Origin of the sequence: Nonomuraea sp. NPDC049141, assembly GCF_040648415.1 — a bacterium.
Classification (GTDB): Bacteria; Actinomycetota; Actinomycetes; order Streptosporangiales; family Streptosporangiaceae; genus Nonomuraea.
Genome location: NZ_JBEZDR010000009.1, coordinates 151617 through 166359 on the forward strand (window position 1 = coordinate 151617; position 14743 = coordinate 166359).

General features: G+C 70.2%; 16 protein-coding genes and 1 pseudogene. 8 read left to right on the forward strand and 9 right to left on the reverse strand.

The genetic code is table 11. The features are described 5' to 3' along the window. Position 1 precedes the first annotated feature (1 nt). Positions 2 to 550 (reverse strand): GNAT family protein, encoded by a 549-nt coding sequence (locus AB0B91_RS27325; RefSeq protein ID WP_358325186.1) that lies wholly within the window; start codon positions 548 to 550, stop codon positions 2 to 4. Positions 551 to 594: 44 nt separating this feature from the next. Continuing rightward, on the reverse strand, positions 595 to 1302 hold the full coding sequence (locus tag AB0B91_RS27330) for a hypothetical protein (RefSeq protein ID WP_358325189.1): 708 nt from the start codon (positions 1300 to 1302) through the stop codon (positions 595 to 597). A 256-nt stretch (positions 1303 to 1558) separates the two neighbouring features. Here AB0B91_RS27330 and AB0B91_RS27335 point away from each other — a divergent pair, with 256 nt between their 5' ends. Next, positions 1559 to 2860 (forward strand): MFS transporter, encoded by a 1302-nt coding sequence (locus AB0B91_RS27335; protein WP_358325192.1) that lies wholly within the window; start codon positions 1559 to 1561, stop codon positions 2858 to 2860. On the opposite strand, the gene AB0B91_RS27340 is transcribed toward AB0B91_RS27335, so the two are convergent. The 3 genes from AB0B91_RS27340 to AB0B91_RS27350 form a co-directional block, all read right to left on the reverse strand. Beyond that, positions 2840 to 3151, reverse strand: a complete 312-nt coding sequence (locus AB0B91_RS27340) for a hypothetical protein (protein ID WP_358325194.1) — start codon at positions 3149 to 3151, stop codon at positions 2840 to 2842. The genes AB0B91_RS27335 and AB0B91_RS27340 overlap by 21 nt on opposite strands. Before the next feature lie 43 nt (positions 3152 to 3194). Further along, complete coding sequence (locus AB0B91_RS27345; RefSeq protein WP_358325197.1) at positions 3195 to 4136, reverse strand: SPFH domain-containing protein; 942 nt, start codon at positions 4134 to 4136, stop codon at positions 3195 to 3197. Between the two features lie 125 nt (positions 4137 to 4261). Then, positions 4262 to 5560, reverse strand: a complete 1299-nt coding sequence (locus AB0B91_RS27350) for an MFS transporter (protein ID WP_358325200.1) — start codon at positions 5558 to 5560, stop codon at positions 4262 to 4264. Between the two features lie 101 nt (positions 5561 to 5661). Here AB0B91_RS27350 and AB0B91_RS27355 point away from each other — a divergent pair, with 101 nt between their 5' ends. From AB0B91_RS27355 to AB0B91_RS27380, 6 genes are all read left to right on the forward strand, one after another. Beyond that, on the forward strand, positions 5662 to 6342 hold the full coding sequence (locus tag AB0B91_RS27355; RefSeq protein WP_358325203.1) for a GntR family transcriptional regulator: 681 nt from the start codon (positions 5662 to 5664) through the stop codon (positions 6340 to 6342). Positions 6343 to 6351: 9 nt separating this feature from the next. Continuing rightward, entirely contained in the window at positions 6352 to 6714 is a 363-nt protein-coding gene (locus AB0B91_RS27360; RefSeq protein WP_358325206.1) for a DUF2203 domain-containing protein, read from the forward strand. Between the two features lie 95 nt (positions 6715 to 6809). Further along, positions 6810 to 7811: a hypothetical protein gene (locus tag AB0B91_RS27365; protein ID WP_358325207.1), complete on the forward strand. Its 1002-nt coding sequence runs from the start codon at positions 6810 to 6812 to the stop codon at positions 7809 to 7811. Between the two features lie 5 nt (positions 7812 to 7816). Continuing rightward, positions 7817 to 8788, forward strand: coding sequence for a hypothetical protein (locus AB0B91_RS27370; RefSeq protein WP_358325210.1), 972 nt, complete (start codon positions 7817 to 7819; stop codon positions 8786 to 8788). Positions 8789 to 8866: 78 nt separating this feature from the next. Beyond that, a complete protein-coding gene (locus AB0B91_RS27375; RefSeq protein ID WP_358325213.1) occupies positions 8867 to 9430 on the forward strand; it encodes a CGNR zinc finger domain-containing protein in 564 nt (187 codons plus the stop codon). A 204-nt stretch (positions 9431 to 9634) separates the two neighbouring features. Further along, complete coding sequence (locus tag AB0B91_RS27380; protein WP_358325216.1) at positions 9635 to 10249, forward strand: alpha-ketoglutarate-dependent dioxygenase AlkB; 615 nt, start codon at positions 9635 to 9637, stop codon at positions 10247 to 10249. On the opposite strand, the gene AB0B91_RS27385 is transcribed toward AB0B91_RS27380, so the two are convergent. The 3 genes and pseudogenes from AB0B91_RS27385 to AB0B91_RS27395 all read right to left on the reverse strand — a co-directional run bounded on the left by AB0B91_RS27385 (position 10227) and on the right by AB0B91_RS27395 (position 12877). Beyond that, the gene (locus AB0B91_RS27385) at positions 10227 to 11981 is read right to left on the reverse strand and encodes an IS200/IS605 family accessory protein TnpB-related protein (RefSeq protein ID WP_358325218.1); all 1755 of its coding nucleotides are present in this window, start codon (positions 11979 to 11981) and stop codon (positions 10227 to 10229) included. The genes AB0B91_RS27380 and AB0B91_RS27385 overlap by 23 nt on opposite strands. Before the next feature lie 58 nt (positions 11982 to 12039). Next, positions 12040 to 12261 (reverse strand): annotated as a pseudogene (locus tag AB0B91_RS27390) (IS607 family transposase); the annotation flags it as partial. A gap of 115 nt (positions 12262 to 12376) precedes the next feature. Next, the gene (locus AB0B91_RS27395) at positions 12377 to 12877 is read right to left on the reverse strand and encodes a GNAT family protein (RefSeq protein ID WP_358325221.1); all 501 of its coding nucleotides are present in this window, start codon (positions 12875 to 12877) and stop codon (positions 12377 to 12379) included. Between the two features lie 156 nt (positions 12878 to 13033). Between AB0B91_RS27395 and AB0B91_RS27400 the strand changes: the two genes are divergently transcribed. Beyond that, entirely contained in the window at positions 13034 to 13192 is a 159-nt protein-coding gene (locus tag AB0B91_RS27400; protein WP_358325224.1) for a hypothetical protein, read from the forward strand. Here AB0B91_RS27400 and AB0B91_RS27405 read toward each other — a convergent pair. Beyond that, the gene (locus AB0B91_RS27405) at positions 13189 to 14742 is read right to left on the reverse strand and encodes a phospholipase D family protein (protein ID WP_358325227.1); all 1554 of its coding nucleotides are present in this window, start codon (positions 14740 to 14742) and stop codon (positions 13189 to 13191) included. The two genes, AB0B91_RS27400 and AB0B91_RS27405, sit on opposite strands and share 4 nt — an antisense overlap. Position 14743: the final 1 nt, after the last annotated feature.

The following is a 14743-nucleotide window of genomic DNA, read 5'->3' on the forward strand; positions in this document are numbered from 1 at the left end:
CCTACCGGTCCGTCCAGTCGTCCTCGATGATCGAGTGGATGATGGAGTCGCGCCAGCCCGACGGTGTCAGCACGTGGTGGCGGACCCGGCCCTCCTCGATCATCCCGGCGGTCAGCATCGCCAGCTGGGCGGGCAGATTGCCGGGTGCCCGCGCGCCCCAGATCCGGTGCAGCCCCAGCTCCTTGAAGCCGAACGACTGCACCAGGCGGATCAGGTCCGTGCCGATGCCGCGCCCCCACTGGTCGGGCCGGAGTCCGAGGCCGATCTCGGCGCTGTGCGGGTGGTCCACCTCGATGTGCAGCCGCGCCACCCCGACCACCTCGCGGGTCTCGGCGTCGGTCACCGCCAGCGCGTACAGCCGCCGCGGTTGGGCCGCGGCGGCCTGGATGGCGTCGTCGACGAGCGCGGCCACCTGCTCCAGCGTGCGCGGCTCGAACGGCATGTACGCCGTGGCCTCCGGGTTGCCGTAGACGGCGTGCAGGGCGGCCACGTCGGCCTCCGTGACGTCACGGAGGCCCAGACGCGCACCTTTCCACTGCACGCGGGGCATGCGGAGAAAGGTAACCCGATTTCAGTGATCTCTACAAGCCCTTGTCAAGTCGCGAGTTGACTTCCGTAAGCTCGCGCGACAAGTTCGGCCACCGCGCTGTGCGCGCCGAGCGGCTCGGCGTAGCCCGCGCGGACCGCCGCGGCGGCCTGCTCGACGATCGACGCCGGGGCCTCGTGGCCGATCAGGCAGGGCGCGATGGCCAGGCGCTCGGCGCCGGCGGCTCGCAGTCGTTCGGCCGCGATCGGCACACCCGGGTCGCTGTCGAGAGAGGCGGCGACCACGGGGAGCGTGAGCCGCGAGGCGAGCAGCACCGCCGTCGCCTGGACGGCGTGCACGGCCCGCTCGCCGCCGACCGTGCCCAGGATGATGGCGTCGACGGGGCTGGAGACGTTCAGCAGCCGGACCCGGTCGGCCCTGGCCAGGCCGCGCTCGGCCAGCCTGATGTGCAGCGCCTCGGCCAGCAGCGGGTGCGGGCCGAGCGCCTCCGTCACGACCGCGTTCGACCCCGCCGCCGCGACGGCCTTGCCGATGTCGGCGAGGACGAGGGGATCGTCCCAGGTCAGCAGCGGCACCACGATCGCTTCGCGGCCCGCGGGCAACGAATCGGCGAGGTCCGTGACGGTCGTGAGGCGTACCTCGATCTGGGGGTTGTCGACGCGTACCACGGCCGCGATCTCCGCTGCCACGCCCGAGGTGCTGCCCGGCACCGCGAGGACGAGGACAGGGGCGTCCGGCGGCAGGGACGTGGGCACGGGACGGCGGTGTCGACCGCCACCCGGCCGGGGGGAACGTTCACGTACAGGCAGGCTCACAGGCGCGCAGTTTATGCCCATAAAGAGGCCCGCGTTCTGGGAAATGGCCGCGATTCAATCACAACGCTCCACCTGTGATCGAGATCACATCGTGATAGCCGCAAAACTTGACTTATCTGGATAAAACGAGAGGCTCAACAGCAACTAGAAACGTGTTCTAGGGCGACAGTCAGGCACCGTCCCACTAAGGACTGGTATGAAGCCGTTCTATGTCCGCGAGTTGAGCGTGTACCCCGTCGGCCGTCGCCGGGTCTGGCTCCTGGCGATAGCCGTGCTGGCGAGTCTGATCGCCAACTTCGAGACGACGATCGCCACCATCTTGCCATTGCTGCAGCGCGACCTGCAGATGTCACTTGAGGTCTACGGGCTGATCGCGGCCGTGTCCGTGCTGGTGGGCGGATTGTCGGCGGGGTTCGGCGGCATCCTGTCCGACCGGTGGGGCCGGGTCACGATCCTGGTGCCCACGCTGACCGTCACCGCGGCCTGCAACTTCCTGCTCGCCACCGTCGACTCGGTCAGCGGGTTGTTCGTGGTCCGCTGCCTGATGCTGTTCATCGAGGGCGCCGGGATCACGATCACCGCGTCGCTCGTCCGCGACTTCTCGCCGCGCCTGGGCCGGGCGCAGGCGTTCGCGTTCTGGACCTGGGGGCCGGTCGGCGCCTCGTTCCTGGCCTCGTTCATCGCCGGCTTCACGCTGCCGATGTTCGGCAACGCCTGGCAGTCGCAGGCGATCATCATGGGCGTCGTCTCGTTGCTGCTGTGCGGGGTCATCATCTGGCAGATCGCCGAGCCGTCGGCGGCCCTGCGGGCCCAGGTCATGCAGTACGAGCAGGCGGTGGTCTCCGAGGAGAAGATCGATCCGGGCAAGGTGAAGGAGCTGTTCCGGCACCCCCACCTCTGGGCCCACGTGCTCGGCAACACCGGCTGGCAGGTGCTCTACTGGACCTTCGCGATCTTCGGACAGACGATCCTGGCCAGCAGCGCGTTCGGGATGGAGACCGCTCAGGCCAACCGTGTCGTCGCCCTGGGCATCCTGCTCAACGCGGTGGCCGTCATCGTGGTCGGCCGGGTCTCCGACCGGTTGCGCCTGCGCAAGCCGTTCACGGCCGTGGGCATCGTGCTGACGATCGCGACGCTCGCCTACTTCATCAGCCTCGTCGGCACGGGCGCCACGATCGGCCGCGTCACCCTGGTCTACGCGATCCTGTTCCTGGTCCTGGGTGTCGCCTACGTCCCCTGGATGGCGAACTTCTCCGAGGACGCCGAAGACGTCGACCCCCGGCTCCAGGGCGCGGCGCTGGGCCTGTGGGGCATGGTCGTCCGGGTCATGATCGTGGCCCTGCTGGTGATCTCACCGATGGTGGTGAAGGCCGGCGGGTGGGGAACGTGGCTGTGGGTGGCACTGGCCGGTCAGGTGATCTTCCTGGCGTCGGTGGCCGCCTTCAAGGGCTCCTGGCGGCGCCCGCGCCTCGGCGACTCACCGAAGATCCCGGCCTGACACGATCAGCCACAGGTACGGCACGGGCAAGGCGAACAACCAGAACCGGTGCGCCTCGTCCCAATGACCGAACCCACACGTCGGCGGCCACAGCCTGACCTCCGGCGGCAGCAGGATGGTGGCCAGCACCAGGGCGAGCTGCACGACCACGGCGGCCATGGCGGCCTGCCGTCCGGGCGCGTACCGGACGGCGGTCGCCGCGGCCGCCAGCCCGATCCCCAGGCAGACGCCCACCTCGACGAGCATGTCCCCCACGGGGAACAGGGCCTCGTCCGGCAGCCTCGACAGCACGGTCTCACACCTCAGCTATCGCACACCGGCCCGCGGACGGTTCTCACTTCGCCGGGACCACGACGGACTGCGGGTTGCCCGGGGCGTAGACGGTGATGCCCTGGGGGAGCGACTTGAGCTTGTCGATCTCGGCGCACGCGGGGCACTTGTCGTAGCCCTCCTGCCGGGCCTGGTTCGCGGCCGCCTCGGCCTTGGCCTGGGCCACCCGCGCCTGGGCCTCGGAGACGGCGGCGCCGGCCGCCAGCGATCTGTCGACGGCCTGCTGCACCTCGACCGGCAGCGTCACCTTGGCCAGGGTGAAGCGCAGGCCGGTGAAGAACTCGCCGCCCAGTGCCTGGGGCAGGTCCCGGGCCAGCGCGGCGTTGACGGCGTTCTGGACCTTGGTGATGTTCGTGTTGCTGGCCTGTGGCTTGAGCGCGCTGCTCTGCAGCAGCGAGCACGAGGGGATGAGCTCGGCGCAGCGCATGTCGCCGAGCTGGCTGCGCAGCGCGTTGTCGATCACCGGCCGGACGGCCTGGCCGAAGAACGCCGTCCAGCCGTCGTCGCCGTCCCACGCGGCCAGCGAGCTGTCGTCCTGGGCGCGGTACGTACGGGTGCCGTACTTGTCGTCGAATTTCTTCAGCGCGTCGTGGTCGAGGTTGAGCGTGAAGTACAGGGTTCCCTCGATGCCCAGGTTCACGCCGTCGCTGCTCGGTACCGTCACCACGTCCACGCCGAGCCTGCTGGCGCGCTTGGCGTCGGCGGTGATCGTGTAGAAGCGCTGCTGCGCGGGGTAGGCGTGGACGGAGGACCACATGCCCGTCCAGGTCAGCCCGGAGCCCGGGTCGATGACCTGGCGGACCTGGTTGTCGTCGAACCAGCCGCCGTCGCGGACGACGGCGACCTCGCCGCCCTGGGTGCTCTCCAGGCCGCCGACGACGCCGATGAGGGTGGGGACCGCGATCAGCGCGGCGATGATCAAGGCGATCGACAGGGTGATACGCATGGATGCCTTCCCGCGCGGGCGGCGGTGGCAGCCGCCGCCCGCGCTTTCGCGGCAAGACCTACAGAGGGGGTACGCCGAGGGCGGCGCACTGGGGCCCCGTCGAGGGGCGTCGGAGAACGGTCTGCTCAGACCCGTTGCGGGACGTCGGCGGCGATGTCCAGGTCACGGGTCTCCGGCGCGATGGCCAGGCCGAAGGCCGTGACGGCCAGCGCGACCACCACGTAGATCGAGACCGCCGTCGTGGTGCCGTACGCGGTGAACAGTTTGAGCGCGATGATCGGGGCCAGCGCGCCCCCGACGATCCCGGCCACCTGGTATCCCATGGACGCGCCGCTGTAGCGGAGCCTGGTGCTGAACAGCTCGGCGATGAAGGCGGCCTGCGGGCCGTACATCGCCGCGTGGGTGACCAGCGCGATGATCGCGGCGAGCGCGATCAGCGGGAACGACCTGGTGTCGAGCAGCGGGAAGAAGACGAACGCCCACACTGCCGCGCCGATCACACCCGCCAGGTAGACGGGCCGCCGGCCGACCCGGTCCGACAGCGCGCCGAACAGCGGGATCAGCGCCAGTTGCAGCGCGGAGGCGATCAGCACCGCGTTCAGCCCCACCGAGCGGTCCAGCTTCAGCGGGCCCGTGATGTAGACCAGGATGTAGGCGGTGAAGGTGTAGAAGGCCACGTCCACGCCGATGCGCGCGGTGAACGCCGACAGCAGCGCGCGCGGGTGCGTGCGCAGCACCTCCAGCAGCGGCATCTTCGCCTTCGCGCCCTGCTGCGCCAGCTCCGCGAACAGCGGCGACTCCGTGATCTTCAACCGGACCCAGAGCCCGACCAGCACCAGCACGCCCGACAGCAGGAACGGCACCCGCCAGCCCCACGACAGGAACGCCGAGTCCGACAGCGTGAACGACAGGATCGCGAGGGTCCCGGTGGCCAGCACGTATCCGGCGGGCACGCCCACCTGCGGCCAGCTCGCGTTGAAGCCGCGCCGGCGGTCGTCGCCGTGCTCCAGCGACATGATGACCGCGCCGCCCCACTCGCCGCCCAGCCCCAGACCCTGGACGAACCTGAGCGTGGCCAGCATGATCGGCGCGAGCGCGCCGACGCTGTCGTATCCGGGCAGCACGCCGATGAGGAACGTCGAGACGCCCATCACCAGCAGCGTCACGACCAGCACGGTCTTGCGGCCGGTGCGATCGCCGAAGTGGCCGAACACGATCCCGCCGAGCGGCCTGGCCACGAACGCGACGGCGTTGGTCGTCAGCGCCAGCAGGGTCGCGTTGAGCGGGTCGAAGGTGGGGAAGAACAACTTGCCGAAGACCAGCGTCGCCGCGGTGGTGTAAAGGAAGAAGTCGTACCACTCCAGAGAGGTGCCGATCAGGCTGGCGAGGATCACCCGCCGGGTCTGTCGCGTGGAGCCTGTCATCATCGCTCCTTCGATCAGGGGGTCATGTATCAACATATGGATCGTTGAACAATTCGACAAGAGGTTTGTTGGATGATTCCCTGTGAAATGTGGATGACGCGGTGGACAGTCCCCTTTCAGATCTTGAACACGACCGGGCCAGGCTGGGCCGCAGCAGCACGGCCGAGCGGGTGGCCGACATCCTGCGCGACCGCGTCACCGAGGGCTTCTTCGAGCCGGGCCAGCGCCTGTCCGAGGAGGCCATCGCGGACGCGCTCGGCGTGTCGCGCAACACGCTGCGCGAGGCGTTCCGGCTGCTCGGCCACGAGGGACTGCTGGACCACCGGCTCAACAGGGGAGTGTTCGTCCGGATCCTGTCGGCCGAGGACGTCGCGGACCTCTACCGGGTGCGCCGGGTCATCGAGGGCGCGGCCATCAGACGCCGCCCGACCGGCCAGGCGCTGAGCGTGATCAGGGAGGCCGTGGCGGACGCCGAGCGGGCCGCCGCCGCGGACGACTGGCGGGGAGTGGGCACCGCCAACATCCGCTTCCACCAGGCCCTGGTGACGCTCAACCAGAGCCCCCGGCTCGACGAGTCGATGCGCCAGCTCCTGGCCGAGCTGCGCCTGGTCTTCCACGTGATGAAGAATCCACGCGCGTTCCACGAGCCGTTCGTCGCCCGCAACCGCAAGCTGCTCGAACTCCTCGAGGCCGACCGGCCGGAGGAGGCCGCCGCCTTCCTCGACGCCTATCTCGACGAGGCCGAGCAACTGCTCGTCCGCGCCTACGAGCCGAACCGGTAGCGTTCGGGTATGCCCAGGATGTTCAGCCCCGACGAGGCGCGCTCGCTCATGCCGTCGATCATCGGCGAGGCCGGCGAGCTGATCGCCGCCCGTGCCGACCTGGCCGAGATCGCCTTCGACCGCCAGAGCGTCGGCGCCTCAGCGCTGGGCGGCATCCCCGAGATCAAGGCGCTCGAGGCGCGCATCGAGGAGCTCGTGAGCGCCTGGAGCGAGCAGGGCATCGAGGTGAAGGGGATCGCGCCGGTCCTCATCGACTTCCCCGCCGTGCTCGACGGGGTGTCGGTACGCCTCTGCTGGATCGAGGGCGAGACCGGACTGGGCTGGTATCACCGTACGGACCTGGGCTTCCCCGGCCGCCGCCCGCTGTCCTGACCATGCGCACCGCGCAGGTAGGTGTTTGTGGCTGACCTGTGATCAACCCCTTTCGCTCAGCCGGTATCTAACCGGACGAGTGAAAGGAACTCGCTATGAGGCACACCTCAGCGACCGCCGCCCTCCTCGCGACGGCGGTCATCGGCGGGCTGGGGATCATTCCCACCGCAGCCCACGCCCAAGCAGGCTCATCCGAGGCCCGGGCGGCCTGGATCAAGTCCTGCGCCGACAAGAAGAACGAGACCACCTACGCCTGCGGCCACTGGCAGCTCGTCATGCGTGACGGCAGGAAGATCGCCGTCAAGGACACCGCCGCCAACGGGATCGACGGCAAGGGCAGGAAGGTGGAGTACGCCGGCCTGTTCGCCATCAGCGGTGACGGCCACGTGATCGCCTACGAGCGGGCCCGCGACCATCGCATCGTCGTCCGGGGGACGACGGGCGGCCCGGTCAAGGTGCTGGCCGCGTCCCTGGTGTCGAAGCGGTACGGGACGGACTCGGTCTCCCTGTACCTGTCGCCCAAGGGAGACAAACTGCTGATCGACCACACCGGCGATCACGAGCGCGTCCCCGGCAAGGTGGTCACGATCGCCACCGGCAAGGTCGTCCAGGTGCCCGCTATGGACGAGGTCAGGGGCTTCAGCGCCGACGGGGGCGAAGTCCTGACCAAGGACTACAAGGGCGACAACACCTCCACGCTGATCGCCTACCGGGTCGACGGCGGCTCGGTCAAGCGGACACCGCCGCAGGTCGTCGCGAACGCCGCCCTCACCACGCTGGCCGCCGACGGCAAGACCGTCGCGGTGATCATCTCCGGGGACGAGGAAGCCAAGAAGGCCCCGCGGCTGCGGATCTACGACCTGGAGACCGGGGACCTCTCCACGGGCGTGGATCTCGCGCTGAAGCCCGCACAGACGCCGTACCTCGCCCGGTGGAGCGGGGACGGGCAGCTCACGGTGTTCGTGCAGTCAGGCGACGACGGCACGACGGCGGTGGTACGGGTGCTCACCGTCGACGTGCGGACCGGCGCTGTCACGCAGACCGACAGGTATTCGATCAGCAAGACCAGGTACGCCTTCAGCGTGGCAGGGGAGTGACGACCATGAAGCTCAGGATCACCGTGGCGATCGCGGCGGGGCTGGCCGCCCTGATGACCGCGCCGACGGCCGCCCAGGCCGCGCCACATCACGAACACGACGGCATCCGCTACGCCTCGGTCAAGGGCTGCACGGTCAAGGGCGAGCAGCGGCCGTGCGGCAAGTGGCGGCTGATGATGCACAGCGGGGAGAAGGGCTCCCTGCCCGACGCCGAGACCATCGCCCGCGAGGCGAACGGCAAGTCGTCGGTCACCCAGGTCGCGCCCATCGCCGTCAGCGGTGACGGTCAGCGCGTCGCCTACTTCACCAAGGCCGGGCGGCTGGCCGTACGGACCATGAGCGGCGGGGTGAAGGTCTTCGCCAAGGACGCGCTGCCGCGCGTGGCCCAGTACAACGTGACGTTCAACCTCTCCGACGACGGCGGCCGGCTCGCGGCCGTCTTCGGCACCGCCAAGGCGGTGAAGACGCGGATCTTCGACACCGCCACCGGCGCCCTGCTCGGCACGACGCCCGGCGGCCAGACGATGCTCGGCTTCAGCGCCGACGGCGGCGAACTGCTCACCGACACCGCCGGCGACGAGGGCGTCACGGACCTGATCGCCTATAGCGAGTCCGGCGAGCAGTTGTTCCGGACCACGCCGCCGCAGATCGTCTCCTCGAACACCCCCCAGGCCCTTTCGGGCGACGGCCGGACCACCGCGAACGTCGTCATGGGCGCCAAGCCCCAGCTCATCCTGTACGACCTGCAGACCGACCAGGTCACCGCCCGCCGGAAGCTCAAGCTGCCGACCGGCGACCTGCTCATGGTCGACTGGACCGGTGAGCAGCAGGTGACGCTGCACCTGGTGCAGTACCCCGAAGGCAAGGCGAACAAGATGACGATCGTCCAGATCGACACCGGCACCGGGGCCGTCAAGGTCCGCGACCACTACTCGCTCCTGAAGGACAGCTACGTCTTCGCGGCCTGCGGCGGCTGAGCTTCGTCCGGTTCGACCGGATACGGCGGGGCTGGGGGAGCCCCGCCGCACCCGTGTGTGCGGGCTTACGCTGCTGGAGTGGAGGTTCACTCGACCAGAGCGATGGCGGCGCGGGCCGTGGACCTGTGCGTGGCGCTGCTCCACGACGAACCGTCGCCGGAGTCGGTCGCGCGGGTGCTGCGCGACCACGGCGAGAGCGCCGGCCTGTACCTGGGCGCGGCCGACCTGGCGGCGATGCGGGCCGCGGCGGAGCGGCTCGTCGCCGTCTTCGCCGCCGCCGACCCCGCCACGGCGGCCGCCCACCTGAACGCCCTGCTCGCCACGGTCGCGCGGGCACCCCGCCTCACCAGCCACGAGGGCACCACCCCGTGGCACCTGCACGTGGACGGCGACGACGACGCGCCGTGGGGGGAGTGGTTCCTGGCCTCCTCCGCGCTGGCGCTGGCCGTCCTGCTGGCCGATCACCAACGCGTTCCGGGCGGGCTGTGCGCCTCGGTCACCTGCCGCCGGCCGTACCTGGACCTGGGAGGTGGCAGCCCGCGACGCTACTGCAGCACCCGCTGCGCCACCCGTGAGCGCGTCGCCGCGCATCGCAGCCGGACGTCGACCGGTCCCGCCGCCACGAAGGCGCCGCGTGGGTAACGGGCGTGACGGGCGGGAATGTCGGATACTGAAGGCGTGGGGATCGGCGGCCTGCGTGGCCGCCCCGGTCTGTACGGGCTGCGTGCCGTACAGACCGGGCGGGTGGGACGACGAGCCGTGCGCCCGGCCGCATCGGCGGCCGGGCGCAGCCGGTCTGAGGCCGTACTCGAATGGATGTTTGAACGATCGCATACACTCGATGTCATGACGGCTGTTTTCCAAGCTTCTCTGCTCGGTGCCGAGGAGATCGTCGGCTCGGCGATCCGCAGGACGCGGCTCGACCATGGGGCGTGGATCGACGTCGGCCCCGGCTGGCTGGCGGGGGCGGACGAGCTGTTCTCCCGCCTGTCCGAGGTGGTGCCGTGGCATGCGGAGCGGCGGCGGATGTACGACAAGGTCGTCGACGTGCCGCGGCTGCTCGCCTACTACGACGAGGACGAGCCGCTGCCCGATCCGGCGCTCGACGACGCCCTGCGCGCGCTCAACGACCGCTACGGGCAGGAGCTCGGGGAGCCGTTCCGTACGGCCGGCCTGTGCTTCTACCGCGACGGCCGCGACAGTGTGGCCTGGCACGGCGACACCATCGGCAGGGGCGGCACCGAGGACACCATGGTCGCGATCATCTCGGTCGGCTCCCCGCGCCCGCTGCTGCTCCGGCCCCGGGGCGGCGGCGCGTCGATCCGGCACGACCTGGGCCACGGCGACCTCATCGTGATGGGGGGCAGCTGCCAGCGCACGTGGGAGCACGCGATCCCCAAGACCTCCCGCCCCACCGGGCCGCGCATCAGCATCCAGTTCAGACCGCGCGGCGTCCGCTGAGGACGCCGTAGGTCGCGCAGGGCGCGCGGCCTTCCGGGACCTGCTGCTCACCCGGCGAGGTGCTCGGCAAGTACCGTTCCTGAACAGTATCCGGGAGTGAGTCTTGGACCCACATCCCGGTACTGCGCGCATCCCGAACGGTGTTGGGTGCGCTGGTCTCCCGCGTTCTTGTGTCCCGCGTCCGGGGGCGTGCATCGTGTGCTCGGTCCGTGACGGGGTGGCGGGTTTCCTGGCGCTCTCGGGTGCCCGGTGCGGCCTGGACGGTCCGATGCTCCGCAGCATCGCTCTGGTGCTGCGGAGGCGGTGTCGTCCGTCGCCGGATCGGGTGTCCGAGAGCGCGTCGTCCGATCGCGATGCTCGCGGCATCGTGTCGGGTCATGCCGCGGTTTGCTGTGGTGAGTGGGGTTCGCCAGTGCTGCTCGCCCCACTTGGAGGTGTAGGCCGGGTCGACCGCGACGATCGCCAGGCCGTGCTCGGCCGCCATCGACGTCAGCCGGGCACGGAGTTTCCCGGTCGGCATGCCAGAGATCAACTGGCGGAAGCGTTTGCGCCGGCCGTGTTTCTCGCGGGTTTTCTCCGTGGCGAAGTCCAGGTCTTCGATGCCGATCGCCGTGGCGCCGGAGCGGACCGTCCAGTGCAGCAGGCGAGTGATGGCATGCCGGATCTGCGCGTCGCGGTGATCGGCGGTTCCCGACAGGTCGAAGAAGAACCGGCGGGGGTCGCCGACCGGGTTTCCGTGGACATCCAGCCGGTAGGCGGCCAGGTGGTCGGCGTTGGTGTCCACCCCGACCATTCCTGCCGCGCGTGCGGCCCGCAGGGGGATGATCTGGACGACGGGGCGCTGCCAGCAGGCGGTCAGGTACCAGCGGTCGCGGGCCACGTCGTAGCCGATGCGGTAGGCCACGGCCCGGTTCGCCTCCACCCGGGCGGCCCACTCGACGCCGCGATGCTTGAAGGCGACCCGGGCGGCCAGGATGTACCGGCCGTGCGGCGCGTTAGCCAGGTCGGCGAGCGGTGCGGGCAGCTTGATGGAGACCTCGCCGCCGGGGGTGACGCGGATGGTCTCGTTGCCGTGGCGTTTGCCGGACTCGCCGTCGGCCTGCAGGAACCAGCGGGCGGCCTGCCACCGTTGCCGCCACTCCTGCACCGACAGCTCGGCCGCCTCCAGGTTGTGCCGGGTGTTGGCCAGCCGTCTGCCGCCGCGCACCACATGCACGACGCCGTTGTCCCGGTCGGCGCGGGCGGCATCCAGCCGGTGGGTCAGGGTGGTCAGGCGGCGGGATTTTTCAAACCATTCCTGCCGTGAGCGGTAGCCGCCCGGAGCCTTCTTGGTCCCCTTCTGGCGTAGGGGAAGAGACAGCCTGTGCGCGATCGTCGCGGTGGCCGCCTCCAGGTCAGTGATGTGCGCGGCCTGGCAGCGGTGCGACAGCGCCCACTGATCGTGGCTGGCCTTGGTGATCGACCCGGCCCAGCGCGACGACGACGCGGCGGTCAAGCCCTGCTTGCGGGCCGCCCACCGCTGCGCATCGTGGGCGTTGCCGTCCGCGCACCGCCTCTTCAGATCGGCCGAGGCCAGGCTTCCCAGATGCTCGCCGACCAGCCGCAACACCTTCTCGTCGGCGTCGGTGAGGTGCTTGAGCTGGTCACGGATCGCCACACCGGATGGGCCGGGCGCCACGAACGAGGGCTCGATCGGCCGGATCTGCCTCTGCTGTCGCGTCGGGTCAGTCATCTGCACTCGCGGCGGCCTCAACCCGTGCCACTGTGTGCCCCGCCTTGGCCGCCCGCTCGGATAGCCGGGCCACCTGACGCTCCAGATCCGCCTTCTGATCGTGGGAGGACACCCGGGCACACAGCCCGATCCCGCCGGGTGCGGTGTTCGCCTCGATGTTCACCAGGATCGTGCGTAGCCCCACCCGCTCCGCGGGTACCGGCAACGTGCCCTCACGGAACCAACGGTAGGCGGTACGCGGGGCGGCCCCCTGCGCACGCGCCCACTCTGTCAGATTCACACCAACATCGTACGGCAATCGTGACACACTAATTACATTCGGTGACGCTCGGGCAAGAGCAGTTCCGTATCACCACCAGCTCAGCGGCGGTCGCTCCAGCAGTGGGGAGATCGGTTTATGGGCGCAGCACGGAGTAGAGGAGCTGGTCGTGCCAGCTCCCGCCGCGCCACTGGGCCCGCCGGATCACCCCTTCACGCTCGAACCCCGCATTGGCCAGCGCACCCTGCTCGGCGAGGTTGGTGACGTCGGTGATGGCCTCGATCCGCTCGGCCCGGGTGTGGGCGAACAGGTAGTCCACGAGGTCGCGGTGCGCCCGGCTGCCGACGCCCTTGCCGCGGTAACGCGGGAAGACCACGATGGCGAGCGTCCAGCACCAGGAGGTGTGCGCCGGCCCCCAGAGCCGCTGCGACCAGCGCACCCACCCGGCCACGTCACTGCGGGCGTCGATGGTGAGGTAGCCGCCTTCGGGTCCCAGCAGCCCGTTCGCCTCGAACTCGCGGCGCATCACATGAAGGCTGCGATGGCCGAACCACTGCAGCTCCCCGGTCCCCTTCGGGCCGGCCCCATGCTCCTCGAACACCTCCAGGTCCGCCTCGCGGACCGGACGCAGGCTCACGTTCACTCGGGTTCCCTTTCCTCGGCGCGAGCCGTACAGGATAGGGGAGCGCCTGGCCGGCTGATCAAGGAGGGGTGGGCCTCTGGCGCAAGCGATCTTCAAGGCGATCGCAACCACGGTCGTCGCATAATCAACGACCACTCCGAGGAGGCCTCCATGAACCTACGACGGAAGTTGTCCTATCTGTTCGGTGCCCTTACGTCGATCGTCTTGGCGGCCTTCGCCCTGGGCGACCAGGCGTCCGCCATGATCGCCGCCGAAGGACCCCGTCCGGAGGAGCCGGACGCCCCGGCGGCCGATGAGAAAGCCGCCTAGAAGGTTTTGGATCGACGCAGTGACGCGGGCCGACCGTCGGGATCGATCGCGAGGCGGTAGAGCGGTGCGGCGAGCAGCCCGCGCACCCGGGGCAGCTCAGGGGAGGGATGCGGGCGCAGCCGGCCCGGCGGTCGCGGCCCCGCGCGGCCGCCGGCGTGCCAGGCTTCGAGCCGCGCCGCGGACTCGGTGAAGGCGTCGAACGCGGCCACGGGATCGCACAGCTCAGTGCCGTCCCCGGCCAGGTCCAGATGCTCGCTCATGAGCGCCAGGCGCAGTTCGCGGGCGAACCGCCGGGCGCCGTGCGGCTCGCGCGGATCCTCCTCCTCATCGAGTACGGCACAGCTCAGCTCCGAGTCGTAGCTCCAGGAGCGCAGGTTGACGTTGTCGGAGCCGACGCCGGCCCACACGTCGTCGACCACGCAGACCTTGGCGTGCACGTAGACGGGCGTGCCCTGATGGTTCTCCAGGTCGTAGAGCGCGACCCGGTCGCCGCCCGCCCGCCGCAGCCGGTCCAGCGCGTGGACCCTGCCGACCAGGCTCGCCGGCCCGGCCAGCCAGCCGTCCTGGTCGGGCCGGCGGGGCACCACGATGATCATCCGCAGGGCGGGCTCGCGTTCCAGCGCCTCGGCGAACGGCTCGATCGCATCCGTGGACCACAGATACTGATCCTCCAGGTAGACCAGCGAACGGACCCTCCCGAGCACCTTCTGGTAGGCGTGCGCCACGCTCCGCTCGCCGTCCGGCGCGAACGGGTAGCCGTTGCGCCTGGCGGGATAGGTACGCAGGAGCTGCACGGCGTGCCTGCCTGCCGGAGGCGGCGGCGGCCCCGGCTCGGGCAGCGGGGGAACGTCGTCCATCTGGGCGAAGTGGTCGCGCAGCCGCCTGACCGGATCCCTGGTCTCGGGAGCGGGGTCCTCCCACCGCTCGCAGAACACCTTCTCCACCTCCGCCACCGCGGGGCCGCGGATGGCGACCTGGACGTCGTGCCACGGAGGCCGCCGGCCGTACTCGGGCGGCATCGGGCAGGCCTGCGGGTCGCCGAGGTGGTCGGCGGTGTCGCGGCGGCTGTGGCACAGGTCGATGCCGCCGAGGAACGCCACGTCGGCCACCGGATCCTCGTCGTGGCGGAGGATGACGAACTTCTGGTGGTGCGAGCCGCCCGGCTTGGTCCGCGTGTCGAGGACGGCCTGCCCGCCCGCGGCCTCGATGTACTCGCCCAGGTGCCGGTTCTCGGCCGAGCTGAAGCGCAACCGGTCCAGGTGCGAACGCCAGATGAGCCCCCTGACCAGCGCACCTCTGTGCGAGGCCGCCGCCATCGCGGCGCCCAGGGAGGGCCCGTCCTCGGTGAGCCGCTCGTCGGGATCGCCGCGCCAGTCGGCGAACAGCAATAAGTCGTCCTTGTTCAGCGCCTCAAGGCAGGTCTTCAGCTCGGCGAAGTAGGTCGCGCCGTGGATGAGCGGGCGTACGTCGTTGCCCGTGGACCAGGCGTCGAGCTTGGTCGCCGGATTGCCGCGTTCCTGGTCCGTCAGGAACCAGTCCTGGATCCGCATT